Below are 14,332 nucleotides of genomic sequence, written 5' to 3' on the forward strand. Positions count from 1 at the left end.
AGAGCTGAGCGGCACTCCAGCGAATAGGGTTCCCGTGGGGGCGCGCGGGCTGCGCCGCGCCCGCTCACGAGGAGGCCGAGTGCGACTCAAGCTGACCCTGAAGCGCGATTCGGGAACGAGCGACGACATCGTCATCACGACGGATGCGGCCGCGACGATCGCCGAGGTCGCCGGCGCGATCCGCCGGGTCGACCCGGCATCCCCCGGCCCCGCGCCCGCCGGCTCGCTCACGCTGAGCGCCGTGCTGCCGGGGTCGAGCCAGTCGCTCGTGCTGCCGCCCGACGGGCCGGTCGGCGAGTCGTGGATCGGGTCGGGCGCGACGGTGCAGCTCGTCGACGCGGGGCGCTACTACTCCCCCGCCGGCACCGGGCGCGGTCCGGTGGTCGCGCGGCTGAGCATCCTCAGCGGCCCCCAGGGCGGCCGCACCCTCGACCTGCACGCCGGCACGACGATCATCGGCCGCGACCGCAGCTGCGACGTGGTGATCGACGATCCGCTCGTCTCGAAGCGCCACCTGCGCCTCGAGGCGGATGCGGCGGTCGAGATCGTCGACCTCGGCTCGGCGAACGGCATCGAGGTGGATGGCGGTCTCGTGACCCGTCTGCGCGTCGAGGCCTCCGAGACGATCATGATCGGCGACACGGCGCTGCGCATCGACGTCGACCAGGAGGTCGCCGAGCTGGGCGGCGCGCCGACCGCGGGTCCCGTGTACTTCAACCGCTCGCCCTCGGTCGAGCCGCGCTATCCCGGGCAGGAGTTCCTCGGGCCCGAGGTGCCGAAAGACGCCGACAGCCAGCCCTTCCCGCTGCTCATGGTGCTGTCGCCGCTCGTCATGGGCGCGGTGCTGTTCTTCGCGCGCCCCGGCGCGGGATTCCAGTCGCTCATCTTCGTCGCCCTCTCGCCGCTCCTCGCCCTCGGCAACTGGGTCACCCAGGCGCTCAACAAGCGGCGCAAGAAGCGCGAGTCGATCGAGAAGTTCGACGGCCACCTCGAGCGGCTCGTCGACGAGCTGAAAGACGAGAAGGTCACCGAGCGCGAGCGCCGGCACCGCGAGGCGCCGTCGACGCACGAGGTGCTCGACGCCGCCCTGCACCACCAGACGATGCTGTGGACGCGCCGTCCCGAGCACTGGTCGTTCCTCAACGTGCGTCTCGGCGTCGGGCGGATGCTCTCGCGCAACTCGATCCGCGACGACTCCGCCGGCAACGACACGCTGCCCGACTACCAGGAGCGCTTCGACGAGGTCGCAGGCGAGAACCGGCACGTCGAGCAGGTGCCGATCATCGACAACCTGCACGACTCGGGCGCGCTCGGCATCGCCGGGCCGACGCCGCAGACGATCGCGGCCGCCAACGCGCTGCTGGTGCAGCTCACCGGCCTGCACTCCCCTGCCGAGCTCGCCGTGGCCGCGCTGATCACCCCGGCCTGGTCGGGCGGCTTCGACTGGCTGAAGTGGATGCCGCACACGTCGTCGCCGCACAGCCCCATCCCCGGCAGCCACCTCGCCGACAGCGCGTCGAGCGGCACGGCGCTGCTGAGCGCGATCGAGGAGCTCGTCGAGCGCCGCCTCGGCGCCGCGAAGGGCGACGGCCGCCGCGGCGCCACCAAGGAGGAGCAGACGGCGCTCGACCGGGGTGCGACGGTCGGCGACGATCAGGAGACGCAGGGCACCCGATCCCCGATCCCCGCGCTCGTGCTGCTGATCAGCGACGACGTGGCCGTCGACCGCGCCCGCCTCGTGCAGCTCGCCGAGCAGGCCGCCGACGCGGGCGTCTACCCGATCTGGCTGGCCGAGGCGCAGAAGGACCTGCCCGCCGTCTGCCGCACCTTCCTGGCGCTGCCCGAGCCGGGCTCGACGGTCATGGCGCCGAAGCCCGAGGAGAAGGTCGAGCGCCCGCCGGCCGGCTCGCGCGCGGCCCGCAAGCTCGCGCGCACGAAGGCGAAGAAGCGCAAGGCCGAGGTGAAGCGCCGCAAGAAGGGTCTGCCGCCGCTGCCGACGCCCGAGCCCGAGCTCGTGCCGACGACCGCGACGCCCACGGTCGGCTTCGTGCGGCTCGGCGACACGATCGAGAACGTCCTCGTCGACTTCGTCGACCCGGCGCAGGCCCTCGACTACGCCCGCCGGCTCGCGCCCGTGATCGACGCCGGCGCGCTCGTCGCCGACGCGAGCGACCTGCCGCGCTCGATCTCGCTCATCACGCTGCTCGGCCACGAGCTGGTGGAGGCGAGCGAGTCGGTCATCGACCGCTGGAAGCAGAACGAGTCCATCCACGACCGCACGCCCGGCATCGAGCCGAAGCGCCGGCGTGCCGGCAAGCTGCGCGCGATCGTCGGCAGCGCGGGCGTCGACGCCATGCATCTCGACCTTCGCACGCAGGGCCCGCACGCCCTCGTCGGCGGCACCACCGGCGCGGGCAAGAGCGAGTTCCTGCAGGGATGGGTGCTCGGCATGGCCGCGGAGTACAGCCCCGACCGGGTCACGTTCCTCTTCGTCGACTACAAGGGCGGCTCGGCCTTCGCCGACTGCGTGACCCTGCCGCACTGCGTGGGCCTCGTGACCGACCTGAGCCCGCACCTCGTGCGACGCGCGCTCACCAGCCTGCGCGCCGAGCTGCACCACCGCGAGCACCTGCTCAACCGCAAGAAGGCGAAGGACCTGCTCGAGCTCGAGAAGCGCGGAGACCCCGACAGCCCGCCGGCGCTCGTGCTCGTGATCGACGAGTTCGCAGCCCTCGCCGGGGAGGTTCCCGAGTTCGTCGACGGCGTCGTCGACATCGCCCAGCGCGGCCGCTCGCTCGGCATCCACCTGATCATGGCGACCCAGCGTCCGGCCGGCGTCATCAAGGACAACCTGCGCGCCAACACCAACATGCGCGTCGCGCTGCGCATGGCCGACGAGTCGGACAGCCAGGATGTCGTCGGCATCAAGGAGGCGGCGCACTTCGACCCGGGCATCCCCGGCCGCGGCGTGGCGAAGACCGGCCCCGGCCGCCTCGCCCAGTTCCAGTCGGCGTACGCGGGCGGCTGGACGACCCGCGAGCCCGAGGTGGCCGATGTGCTCGTCTCCGAGCTGCGCTTCGGCGGCGAGGTGCGCTGGGAGGAGCCGCGCTCCGACGCCCCTGCCGAGGAGAAGGATCTCGGGCCCACCGACCAGCAGCGCCTCGTCGCGTCGATCATCAAGGCCTCCGCCGGAGCGCAGATCCCCGCGCCTCGCCGCCCCTGGCTCGACGAGCTCGCGCTCGCCTACGATCTCGGCCGCCTGCGCCAGCGCACGGACGCCGAACTGCTGCTCGGGGTCACCGACGTGCCCCAGCAGCAGCGGCAGATGCCGGTGTACTTCCTGCCCGACGTCGACGGCCACCTGTCGATCCTCGGCACCGGCGGCTCGGGCAAGTCGGCCGTGCTGCGCACCCTCGCCGGCGCGGCCGCGATCACCCCGCGCGGCGGCCCCGTGCAGGTCTACGGCCTCGACTTCGGCGCGGGCAGTCTGCGCATGCTCGAGCAGCTGCCGCACGTCGGCGCGATCATCAACGGCGACGACACCGAGCGGGTCATCCGGCTCTTCCGCCGCATGCGCGACGAGCTCGAGACCCGCGCCGCGCGCTTCGCCGAGGCGAACGCGTCGAGCATCACCGAGTACCGCTCGCTCACCGGACGCACCCAGGAGCCGCGCATCCTGCTGCTCGTCGACGGCTTCCCGAGCTTCCGCGACGACTTCGAGATCCCGGCGGGACGCGCGCAGTGGTATTCGGTGTTCGAGGACATCCTCAGCGACGGCCGTCAGCTCGGCATGCACATCGCGCTCACGGCCGACCGCCCCGGTGCCGTGCCGACCGCGATCGGCTCGAACATCCAGCGCCGCGTCGTGCTGCGTCTCGCCGACGACAGCTACAGCCTCGTGGATGCGCCGAACGACGTGCTCAGCCCCGCGTCGCCTCCCGGGCGCGCGATCGTCGACGGTCTCGAGACGCAGATCGCGATCCTCGGCGGCAGCCGCGTCGTCGCCGAGCAGTCCACGGCGACGCGTCTGCTCGGCGAGGCCATGCGCCGTGCCGGCGTGGCCGAGGCGCCCGGCGTCGGCTCGCTGCCCAAGGAGTACCCCCAGTCGAGCCTGCCCGACCGGGTCGACGGCTTCCCCGTGCTCGGACTCAGCGACGTCGATCTGGGCGCCTGGGGCTTCGACCCGGTGGGCACGCTCCTGCTCGCCGGGCCCCCGGCGAGCGGGCGCAGCCTCGCCCTCCAGACGATCGCCCAGGCGATCGGCCGCGCCGACCCCGAGACCCGGCTCTACTACTTCGGCAACAGCCGCTCGGAAGTCGGGCGCTCGCGCGACTGGGCCGGCTCGGCGACGACGCCCGAGGGCGTCGCCGAACTGGCGAAGCTGCTCGTCGAGGCCGTGACGGATCCCGATACGGAGGGGCGGATCGCGGTCGTCGTCGAGAGCATCGGCGACTTCCTGCAGACCCCGGCCGATTCGCCTCTGGTGGAGCTCATCCGCGCGGTCAAGCGCAGCGATCACTTCCTGCTCGCCGAGAGCGAGACCTCGGCCTGGAGCTCGTCGTGGCCTCTGCTCGGCGAGGTCAAGAACGGGCGCCGCGGTCTGCTGCTGCAGCCGGAAGCCGTCGAGGGCGACATCCTGCTCAAGACCGCGCTGCCGCGCATGAGCCGCTCCGAGTTCCCGCCCGGACGCGGGATGCTCATCGCCAAGGGCAAGTCGGTGCGCATCCAGCTGCCGCTGCCCGGATGAGCCGCGACGGCCGCCCGGCGATCCCGATGGGCAGCTGTGCCCATCGATCCCGAGCAGAGTTCTGATTAGCGTGGTGCCGTATCCGCCGCACGATCGCGTCGCGGCCCAGGTGATGTGGGAGATGGCATGGCCGACCTGAAGTACGACCTCGAACTGCTGGGGCAGCTGCGCGACGACCTGCAGCTCGTGCTCGACGAGTTCACCGACGCGGACGACATCAGCGACGCCGTCGGCGAGGACACCGGCCACGACGAGCTGAAGGACCGCGTGCACGACTTCGCGCACAAGTGGAACGACAAGCGCAAGGAGATGCTCGAGGCCATCACGACCCTGCAGGGTCAGATCGCCCAGATCACCGACAACTTCACCAAAGTCGACAAGGAGCTCGCGAAGGCTCTCGAAGAGGGTGCCGATTCCGGCGACAAGGCTTACCCGCCGCCGGGCCGGGACCCGGAGTAACCATCACGACGGCTGACGGCACAGGGAGACAGCGAGAGACATGAGCGACCACGAGTACGAACCCCTCAAGGGCCACCCGACGACCCTCACGAACGAGGCGCATCGCTATGAGCGCGTCGCGCGGGCGATCACCCGCTCGGTCACCACGCTCGGCAAGATCAGCAGCGTCGACGGCATGACCGGCAAGGCTATCGACAAGCTGCGCGACTCCGCCGACAGCGTCGCCGACGACATCGGCAAGGCGCAGAACCGCTACAAGGTCACCGCCGACGCGCTCGTGCTCTACGCCTCGAAGCTCAGCGAGGCGCAGGGCGACGCGAACCGCGCCATCGCTCGCCTCGGCGCCGCGGAGGACGCGGCCGACACAGCCCGGCGCAACGCGCACGAGGCCGAGGAGAAGGCGAACCAGTCCCGATCGAGCAGCAGCCCCGACGAGCAGGCCGACGCGACCGCGGCGAAGACCGCCGGAACGACGTACACGACGGCTCAGGGCAAGGTCACCGACGCCCAGGACGACTGGCGCGCCGCCCGGGAGAAGAAGAACGACGCCGCGAAGGTCGCGATCGGCAGCATCCACGACGTCGTGGAGAAGAACAACGAGGGCCTCAAGGACAGCCGCTGGGACAACATCAAGGGCTTCGCGAAGGCGGCCTACGAGGTCTTCAAGGTCATCTGCAAGTGGGCCGGCATCCTGGCGATCTTCCTGTCGTGGGTGCCGTTCCTCGGACCGTTGCTGCTCGTGCTCGCCGCCGTCGGCGCACTGCTCGAGTTCGCCGAGACCCTCATCAAGTTCCTGCACGGCGACGCCAGCCTGGGCGATCTGCTGCTCGCCGGCGTCGGCGCCGTGCTCACGATCTTCGGCGGCAAGCTCATCGCCATGGCCGCCAAGGGCCTCAAGGGCGTCATGGTCGTCCGCGCCGCGACGAAGCTCGGCGGCCGCTCGACGAAGATCATGCAGCGCATCCAGGGCCTCCCGCTGCACCGCGTCGGCGGCGCGAAGGGCATGAGCTACGTGCAGGCGAAGGTCGCCAAGGGCGAGCTGCAGGCGGCCACGTCCTCGATGAAGGGCTTCGGCAAGTCGATCCTGCAGAGCGGCTACCGTTCGTTCCGCCCCAGCTGGGCGGGCGAGAGCGGCGGCACCATCTTCAAGTCGAGCGTCAAGAGCTTCCTCGACCCGGTCGCCGCGCAGCGCGACATCTACAACGCGATCAAGATCGGCGCGAGCAACAACGTCATCCACGGCGCGAAGGACGTCGCCGGTCTCGCCGGCGTGACCGCCCTGGTCGGCGGCCAGCGCGCCGTGCCCCTCATCAACTGGGCCAACCACGACTTCGACGGCGGCGCGGTCTCGACCGGGTACGGCCCGATCGACAAGGGCCTCTCGCTGCCCGGCCTGATCAACAAGACCGGACCGGCCTTCAGCGAATTCGACGGCCGCGGCAGCGACCTCGTGCGAGGCTGGTGACGATGGCCTCCGCACTGGATCGCACCCTCGACATCGTCGACTACGACCTCGGGTTCGCCGAGGGCTGGCTCGCCCTCCCGCTCGGCGAGACTGCGGGCGCCGACGGGGCCGGGGCCCGGCTCACGGCCGAGCTCGGCGTCGAGGGACCCGCCGCCGAGTCGCTCCGCTCGCAGCTCGACGAGCTGCAGCGCGAGCTGCAGTCGATCGACGACCCCGGCATGACCGCCGTCGTCTGGGCCCCGTATCCCGAGACCGGCACGATCGCCTGCTCGCTGACCTTCCGTCTGGCCGAGATCGGCCGCGACGACACCGCCGAGGTGTTCGCCGCCGAGATGGAGCAGGATGCCGGCGCGGCCGACGACGGCTACCAGTTCGCCGAGGTCGGCGTCTGGCAGCACGACATCCCCGCCGGTCGCATGGTCGGCGCACGGCAGCTGATCCTCGACGGCGACGCCGAGACGGGCCGCGTCGTCGACCGCGTGCTCTACGGGGTCTTCGTGCCGGGCGCACGCCAGATGGTGCAGCTCATCTTCACCGCGGCCGGCGTCGGCTCGTTCGAGGACATCGCCGCCGAGACCCAGGAGATCGTCGCCACCCTGCGGGTGCGCACCGAGGAGGCACGATGACCGACACCGCCCCCGATCTGACCGCAGCCCGGTCGGCCGACGAGACCTTCGCCATCCTGCTGCCCGGCACCTGGGCCGGCATCCCGATGACCGACGCCGCCGCGATCGAGCGCCGCGCCAAGGAGATCGTCAAGCACCAGGTGCCGCGCGACGACCAGCTCGCCCGGATGCGCCGCGTCGTGCGCGACGAGATGATCGCCGGCGCGACGAAGGCCGCCGAGAACGGCGCCGTGCTGTTCGCCGTGGCACTCGAGATCCTTCCGTCCGTGCCGTTCCCCGCCGCGGTGATCGCATTCGAACAGGGCTGGCCGCCCGCCGCCCCGGCAGCCGAGGACGGCGAGACGGGCCGCCTGGCCAGGGCCTTCCCCGACGGCACGGTGCTCGAGGGAGGATCGGGATACGTGCTGCGCCGCTCCGAGCTCGGCACCGAGACGGTCGGAGAGACCGAGTTCCCCGAGCTGAGCCTGGAGTACTGGTTCCCCACCCCGGCCGGCGACCTGCTGAGCCTGCTCGTGTCGGTTCCGATGTGCCAGGATGCGCAGCTGTTCACCGCCTTCTTCGACGCGGTGGCGGATTCGGTCCGCTGGCGCGAGCCGGCGCCTGCCGTCGCGGCCGCTCCCACCGCAGAGTCCGCCGCGCCGGCGGATCCGACGACCTGAGCCTCACCGGACCGACCCTCGTCGCACCGCGCGGTCCGCGGCCTCGCCGAGCTCCGCCGTGAACGACGACGTCCGGGCCGTGCGCTCTCCTGTGGATGATCCGCATCGCCGCCGAGCCCGCATGACAGACTCGAGGCGATGTCGAGCGATCACACGTCCCCTGCCCGACGCGACCGGCGCGGTCGCCACCCTCGCGGCCGCCGCGGTCCCCTCGGGGTCGTGCTCGTCGCCGCCGGACTGGTGGTGCTGGGAGTGCCGGTCGCCGCGCTCGTCGGCGGCGGCGCCCTCGCGCTGCTGATCGCGGCGGCGGGCGGCGACGCCGGCGCGCTGTCGCCGGTGGTCGTCTTCGCCCAGCCGATGACCGTGGGGATCGCGGCGCTCATCGCGACGTGCTTCCTCATCCCCGGCGAGCAGCTGCGACGCGGCGAGATCGTCGCGAATCCCGACGCCGACGGCGCCGTGAACGTGTCCCGATTCCGGCCGCTGTCGAGCGGATGGCACCTCTTCTGGGCGCTGCTGTCGCTCGCGCTGATCGTCGGCATGCTCGTCGCAGCGGTGCCGGCGACGCTGCTCGACCAGGACGCGCTCGACGTGCCGTCGTCGGCCGACCCGCGGCCGAGCTGGCTGCTCGTGTCGCTGCTGTTCCTGCCGCTGCCGTTCGTGGCCCTGGCCTCGCTGGCGAAGAAGACGCACTGGATGCGGGTCGGCGCGATCGCGGATCATCCTCGGCGCGCGGCCTGGCGCTGGGTGACCTATCGCTGGCGTCTCGACCTGTGGACGGTCGCCCTCGGTGTCGCGGTCGCCCAATGGGGGGCGTTCCTCGGCTGGGGGCTCTCCGACGAGGACGCCGAGGCGGGCATCGCAGTCGGCACCGTCACGGTCGTGCTGGGCCTCGGACTGCTCGTACTGGGCTTCTGGCTGGGTCGTGGAGCCCCGAAGTCGGGCGAGCTGCCCACGACCGGCGAATCCCTCTGACCGGCGAATCCCTCTGACCGGGGCCGACGGCTGACGCCTGCGCGACGGGTTCGGTCCCGCGCACGCGAGACCGGGCCCCCGTCTCGCGACGCATCGGATCTGCTGACGACCGTGTGGTCGATCCGATGCGCCGCCGGACGGAGGCCCGGTGACAGACGAGAGGCGCGGCCGGATCCCCCGATCCGCCGCGCCCCGTCGTGGTGAGGCTGCTGACTCAGCCGCCGATGCCCTTGGCGAGCTCGCTGTCGACGTTCTGCAGAGCCTCGGCCGCCTTGGTGAGGAACTGCGACATGCCGTCGAGTCCGCCGACCGCGTCGGTGGTGCCCTTGGTGAACTGCTCGTACGAGGTGTGGAACGCGCCCGACGCCGAGTCGGTCACGAAGCCGCCGTTGACGAGGCCGTTGACCAGGGTCTGCAGCTCGGTGAGCTTCGCGGTGATGTCGTCCTTGCCGGCGATGAGGCGGTGGGCGGCATCGTTCATGTCGCTGTAGGTGACGTTGACGTTAGCCATGGGGCCGATCACTCCTTAGTTGGGTCCTGAGGCCATCCCTCTCAGGTGACCGAGTGCCTTCAATCTATGTCGAAGGGCGCTCGAGAAAAATGGGCACCGGTCCCCATCAGGGTCATCCCGGGGCGGTCACAGCTCCGGCGCGTCCGAGCCGGAGGGGCGGCGCGCGGCGGAGGCGACCGCCGCGGCGGAGAGCCGCCCGGCCCAGCGGCGCACCGCGCCGACGCGGTAGCGGCTCAGCAGCCGGCGGGTGCGCCCGGCCGCCGTCCCGGCGCCGTCGACGACCCCGAGCGCTTCCGTCCAGGCGGCGTCCGCCCGGTCGGCGTCGACATCCTGACCGGCGAAGACGGCACGGTCGGTGCGCTCGGCCAGCAGGGTCACTCCGGCGCCGTGCTCGCCGAGTGCGGGTGCGAGGCCCGCCGCGACGAGCGGACGGGTGACCCGGGTCGGCGGGTCGTAGCCGAGCTCGCTGAGCCGATCGACCATCTCGTCCCAGGCTCCCGCGACCGAGCGGTCGCCTCCGGGCCCGCGACGGCGTCGCATCCGCCGCCGCTTGAGCAACGCGATGACGAGCATCGGCAGGAACACGACGGCGAGGGGGATGAGGATGCTCAGCGCGAGCGGGATCACCCAGCCCGGCAGCTGGAACAGATTGTCGTCGTCTTTGTCGGAGTCGTCGATCTCGACCGGGGTGATCAGGTCGTCCTGGTCGTTCTCGGTGCGCGGAGGCTGCCGCACCTGCGGCTGCGGCTCGGTCTTCGGCTTCGGCGTCTGATCCTGCGGCACGTCGGTGTCGTCGGGCGTCGGGTAGAACGGCAGCCAGCCGACGCTCTGGAAGGCCACCTCGACCCAGGCGGTGACGTTCTCGCCCGTGACGATCGCCGTGCCGCCGTCTTTCGGCACGGTCGGCTTGAAGCCCATCACGACGCGGGTGGGCATGTTGAGGCTGCGCGTCATGAGGGCCATGAGCGAGGCGTACTGCTCCTCGTCGCCGACCATGTGCTGCGCCGTGATCATCTCGGCCATGCGGTCGCTGCCCTGGCCGGCGCGCGAGGGCGCCTGGTCGGAGGCGGTGCCGTGGCTGAGGAAGCCCGTCGTCGACAGGGTGTCGGCGATCGCCTGCACCTGGTCGATGGGCGACTTCTTCTCGGCGATGATCTCGCCGGCCTTCGCGGCGACGACGTCGGGGATGTTGCGCACGGGCGGCAGGGCCATGGATGCGGTGGGCACGTCGGCCAGGCTCTTCTGGTCGACCTGCTTCTGGCTGACCGCGGCGACGCGGTACTCGTCGCCCTTCTTGAGTCCCGTCGTCATGACCGCGGTGCCGGTGGCGGCGTTGTAGCGCACATCCTCGCCGCTGCCGCCACGCACGTCGTCGACGTCGAGCGAGGTCGCGTAACCGGAGTCGGGCACCCACACGTCGGAGTAGCCGTCGACGGTCACGTCGAGGGTGCGCTTCGCTCCGGCCGTGGCGAAGGGGGCCTTCGGGATCGTGCGCCCCACGAGCCGGAAGCTGCCCGAGCCCTGCACGTCGACATCCGCCCCGGCGACGCCCCAGACGACGCCGTCGTAGGTGTCCATGGTCGCGAGGCGCAGGTAGTCGCCGTCGCGCAGGCCGCGCACCGTGAAGAGCTTCGTGTCGTCGAGATCCTTCGTGTACTTGCGGAATCCGGCGAGCGGCGCCGGGTAGTCGAGCGGCTCGAAGGGCGGCTGGATCTGCTCGCGCAGCACGAAGCGGTTCGCCGGTGCGGGGGCGAGCAGGGTTCCGCCGATCACGCCGACGATGACCGCGGCGACGACCACGATCGCGGTGCCGGCGATCTTGCGGCGCAGCAGCAGGCTCCCGCTGCCGACGTTGAGACGCCCGCCTTCGCGGCGACGCCAGCCGAGCCAGATCAGCGCGATCGCGGCGAAGGCGACGCCGCGCACGGCCGCGAAGTACGGCTCGTCGGTGCCGAGCAGCACGCCGGCGACGTAGAGCACGGCCGGGCCGATCAGCAGCAGAGAGGCGCGCCCCACGGTGCGGCGGCGCTCGGCGAGCCAGCGGGTCGCGAGCGTGACCGAGACCAGCGCGATCAACCAGGTGCTGACGTAGGGCACCGCGTTGACGTAATACGGCAGGCTGACCGGCGCCCGCAGCGTGAGCAGGTCGGCCCAGCCGAAGACGGCGCCGACGGCGAGGCCCGAGAGCGTCTGCAGGGTCGGCAGCACGTGCAGCAGCGCCTGCTCGGGGATCGCGAGTGCGCTGCCGAGCAGGAAGTAGGCGACGACCGCGATCGCGACGGTCGTGAGCGCGCCGAATCGGTAGCGGGCCGCGAGGATCGCGACTCCCCCGCCGACGACGAGGCCGCCGACGCCGGCGAGCAGGTAGCCGAGGTCGGTGAACGCCGTGCCGAGGCCGACGAGGCCGATCAGGGTGAGCGCGGCGATGACGCCGATGTCGGCCCCGGTGCGCAGGCTGATCGCGCGCGGCGCGAGATGCGCGTCATCCGCGCCGTCGGGCCGCGTCGGGATCGAGGTGACGGTCTCGGCGGCGGCGCTCACGACATCCTCCGCACGATCTTCTGCAGGTCGGCGAGCTCGCCGATCGTGCCGACCCGCAGGCCGCTGATCGACGCGAGGCGCGGCGTCGCGCCCACCTCGGTGCGGAATCCGACGGTCTGGGTGTCGAGGCCGAAGAGTCGCTCGACCGCGCGGAAGTCGGTGAGCGGCATGAGCGATCCGGCGACGATCATGGCGACGCTGGGCGGCGGCAGGCGCAGGGTCGCCTGCCGCGCGAACTCGCGGGGGTTCGGGTAGGGGCTCGTGATGGGCTCGAGCCGGCAGCTGTCGTCGAGCATCGCCGTCAGGGTCATGGTGCGCAGCTGCCGCTGCTCGCTCACGACGCTGACGCGGGTGCCGTCGCGGATGACCTGCTGCGCGAGCGAGGCCATGACCGAGACGGCGAGCTCGTACTCGGCCTCGTCGACGTACCAGCGGCGGTCGGAGCTGAACACGATCGTGAGCTGCGAGCGGCGCGTCTCCTCGAACTGCCGCACCATGAGCTGCCCGGTGCGCGCCGAGGTGCGCCAATGCACGTAGCGGCGGTCGTCGCCCGGCTCGTAGGCGCGCAGCGCGTGGAACGAGATGTCGTTGTTGGTGATGGTCTTCGTCGTCTCGCCCTCGAGGTCGCGGACGAGGCCGGCGGCGCTCGGCGCGAGGCGGGCCGTGAGCGGATGCACGAACAGCTCGACCGGCTCGGTCCAGCGCACGGTGCGGCGCAGCAGGCCGAGCTGGTCGCCGCGCACCGAGACGGCGGGCCCCGCCACGATGACCGCGCGCCGGTTCGTCGGCACGGCGAACAGCTCCTCGTGCTCGGCCTCGGGGGCGAGCGGCGGGATGACGAACTCGGCTAGCCCGGCGCCGACCGGCAGCTCGATGCGCGCCGGGGTGCTGCGCTTGGCCTTCGTGTTGGCGACGAGCATCCGCCCGAGCGCGCGCTCGCCCGCGACGACCCGGCGCGGCGTGAGCTCGATCAGCACGCGGAAGCTCGAGCGGCCGAAGACGAAGCCGACCGCCACGAGCAGCCCGGCGAGCAGGGTGATCGCGAGGTAGACGAACTCCTGCCAGCCGAGCAGGAACCCGGCGACGCCGAAGACGACGGCGGCGAGCAGCACGAGCCATCCCATGGCGCTGACGATGGCCAGGCGCGGGCGCAGCACGCCCCACAGCCGCGAGACGAGCAGCACGACGACCCGGGCGATGCCGGCGACGCGGCGGCCCAGCGCCGGGACCCAGCGAAGCCAGACCGGCCAGGCACGTCGAGCACGACGCCGCGCCCGCGAGCGGGCGACCGCGGCCTCGTCGGACGACGACTCCGAGCCGGTCGGCCCGGGGCCGATCGGCTGCGGCGCTCCGGCCGGCGGCTCGAGGGTCGTCGTCATGCCGCGCGGTAGGCGGGCGGCTCGACGTCGACGAGGATGCGGTTCACGATGTCGTGCGCTGAGACGCCGGCGAACTCCGACTCCGGATCGACGATGATGCGGTGCGCGAGCACCGGAACGGCGAGCTCGCGCACATCGTCGGGGGTCACATAGCCCCGGCCGCGCGACAGCGCCCAGGTCTTCGCGGCGCGGGCGAGCGCGAGGGCGCCGCGCATGCTGACGCCGAGCACGACATCCTTGTGGCTGCGGGTTCCGGTGACGATCTGCTGCAGGTACTGCATGACCGCCGGGTCGACGAAGACCTCGCTCGTGAGCTGCGCCATGCTCGCGACCGAGCCGGAGGCGATGATCGGCGAGACGAGCGAGGCGCGGGCCCGGTTCGACGACTCCATGAGCAGCGACACGGCGGTCGCGTCGTCGGGGTAGCCGAGCGAGGTCTTGATGAGGAAGCGGTCGAGCTGAGCCTCGGGCAGCGAGTAGGTGCCCGCCTGCTCGACCGGGTTCTGGGTCGCGATCACCATGAACGGCGCGCCGACCGAATGGCCGACGCCGTCGACCGTGACGACGCCCTCCTCCATCACCTCGAGCAGCGCCGACTGCGTCTTCGGGCTCGCGCGGTTGATCTCGTCGGCCAGCACGACCGAGGCGAAGATCGGGCCCTTGTGGAACTCGAACACGCCCTTGCCCTGGTCGTAGATCGTGACGCCGGTCACGTCCGACGGCAGCAGGTCGGGGGTGAACTGGATGCGCGAGTTCGTGCCGTCGATCGTGTTCGCGATCGACTTCGCCAGCACGGTCTTGCCGGTGCCCGGGAAGTCCTCGAGCAGCACGTGCCCCTCGCTCAGCAGCGCGGTCACGACCAGGCGGATGACCTCCTTCTTGCCGACGATCGCGAGGTCGACGTTGTCGACGAGCTTCGTGAAGGCGTCGGCGAACCAGGTCGCCTGTTCTTCGCTGACGGGCATCATGC

General features: G+C 71.8%; 10 protein-coding genes. 6 read left to right on the plus strand and 4 right to left on the minus strand.

Translation table 11 applies throughout. The features are described 5' to 3' along the window. Positions 1-79 precede the first annotated feature (79 nt). From FJ657_RS12465 to FJ657_RS12490, 6 genes are all read left to right on the plus strand, one after another. Positions 80-4,747 carry a type VII secretion EssC family protein gene (locus FJ657_RS12465; RefSeq protein WP_141164056.1) on the plus strand — a complete coding sequence of 1,556 codons (4,668 nt, stop codon included), beginning with the start codon at positions 80-82 and terminating at the stop codon, positions 4,745-4,747. Between the two features lie 126 nt (positions 4,748-4,873). After that, the gene (locus FJ657_RS12470) at positions 4,874-5,206 is read left to right on the plus strand and encodes a hypothetical protein (RefSeq protein WP_141164057.1); all 333 of its coding nucleotides are present in this window, start codon (positions 4,874-4,876) and stop codon (positions 5,204-5,206) included. Between the two features lie 40 nt (positions 5,207-5,246). Beyond that, positions 5,247-6,671, plus strand: a complete 1,425-nt coding sequence (locus FJ657_RS12475; RefSeq protein ID WP_141164058.1) for a putative T7SS-secreted protein — start codon at positions 5,247-5,249, stop codon at positions 6,669-6,671. A 2-nt stretch (positions 6,672-6,673) separates the two neighbouring features. Continuing rightward, positions 6,674-7,297 (plus strand): hypothetical protein, encoded by a 624-nt coding sequence (locus FJ657_RS12480; protein ID WP_141164059.1) that lies wholly within the window; start codon positions 6,674-6,676, stop codon positions 7,295-7,297. After that, positions 7,294-7,956, plus strand: a complete 663-nt coding sequence (locus FJ657_RS12485) for a hypothetical protein (RefSeq protein ID WP_141164060.1) — start codon at positions 7,294-7,296, stop codon at positions 7,954-7,956. The genes FJ657_RS12480 and FJ657_RS12485 overlap by 4 nt, the downstream gene beginning before the upstream one ends. Before the next feature lie 219 nt (positions 7,957-8,175). Further along, positions 8,176-8,931, plus strand: coding sequence for a hypothetical protein (locus tag FJ657_RS12490; protein ID WP_141164061.1), 756 nt, complete (start codon positions 8,176-8,178; stop codon positions 8,929-8,931). Between the two features lie 214 nt (positions 8,932-9,145). On the opposite strand, the gene FJ657_RS12495 is transcribed toward FJ657_RS12490, so the two are convergent. The 4 genes from FJ657_RS12495 to FJ657_RS12510 form a co-directional block, all read right to left on the minus strand. Further along, the gene (locus FJ657_RS12495) at positions 9,146-9,442 is read right to left on the minus strand and encodes a WXG100 family type VII secretion target (protein ID WP_141164062.1); all 297 of its coding nucleotides are present in this window, start codon (positions 9,440-9,442) and stop codon (positions 9,146-9,148) included. 126 nt (positions 9,443-9,568) lie between these two features. Continuing rightward, positions 9,569-11,983, minus strand: a complete 2,415-nt coding sequence (locus FJ657_RS12500; RefSeq protein ID WP_141164063.1) for a transglutaminase TgpA family protein — start codon at positions 11,981-11,983, stop codon at positions 9,569-9,571. After that, positions 11,980-13,362: a DUF58 domain-containing protein gene (locus FJ657_RS12505; protein WP_141164064.1), complete on the minus strand. Its 1,383-nt coding sequence runs from the start codon at positions 13,360-13,362 to the stop codon at positions 11,980-11,982. The genes FJ657_RS12500 and FJ657_RS12505 overlap by 4 nt, the downstream gene beginning before the upstream one ends. After that, positions 13,359-14,327 (minus strand): AAA family ATPase, encoded by a 969-nt coding sequence (locus FJ657_RS12510; RefSeq protein ID WP_141164095.1) that lies wholly within the window; start codon positions 14,325-14,327, stop codon positions 13,359-13,361. Before FJ657_RS12510 ends, FJ657_RS12505 begins: the two co-directional genes overlap by 4 nt. Positions 14,328-14,332 lie beyond the last annotated feature (5 nt).

It is taken from the genome of Schumannella soli, from assembly GCF_006517435.1.
In the GTDB taxonomy this organism is placed as follows: Bacteria; Actinomycetota; Actinomycetes; order Actinomycetales; family Microbacteriaceae; genus Schumannella; species Schumannella soli.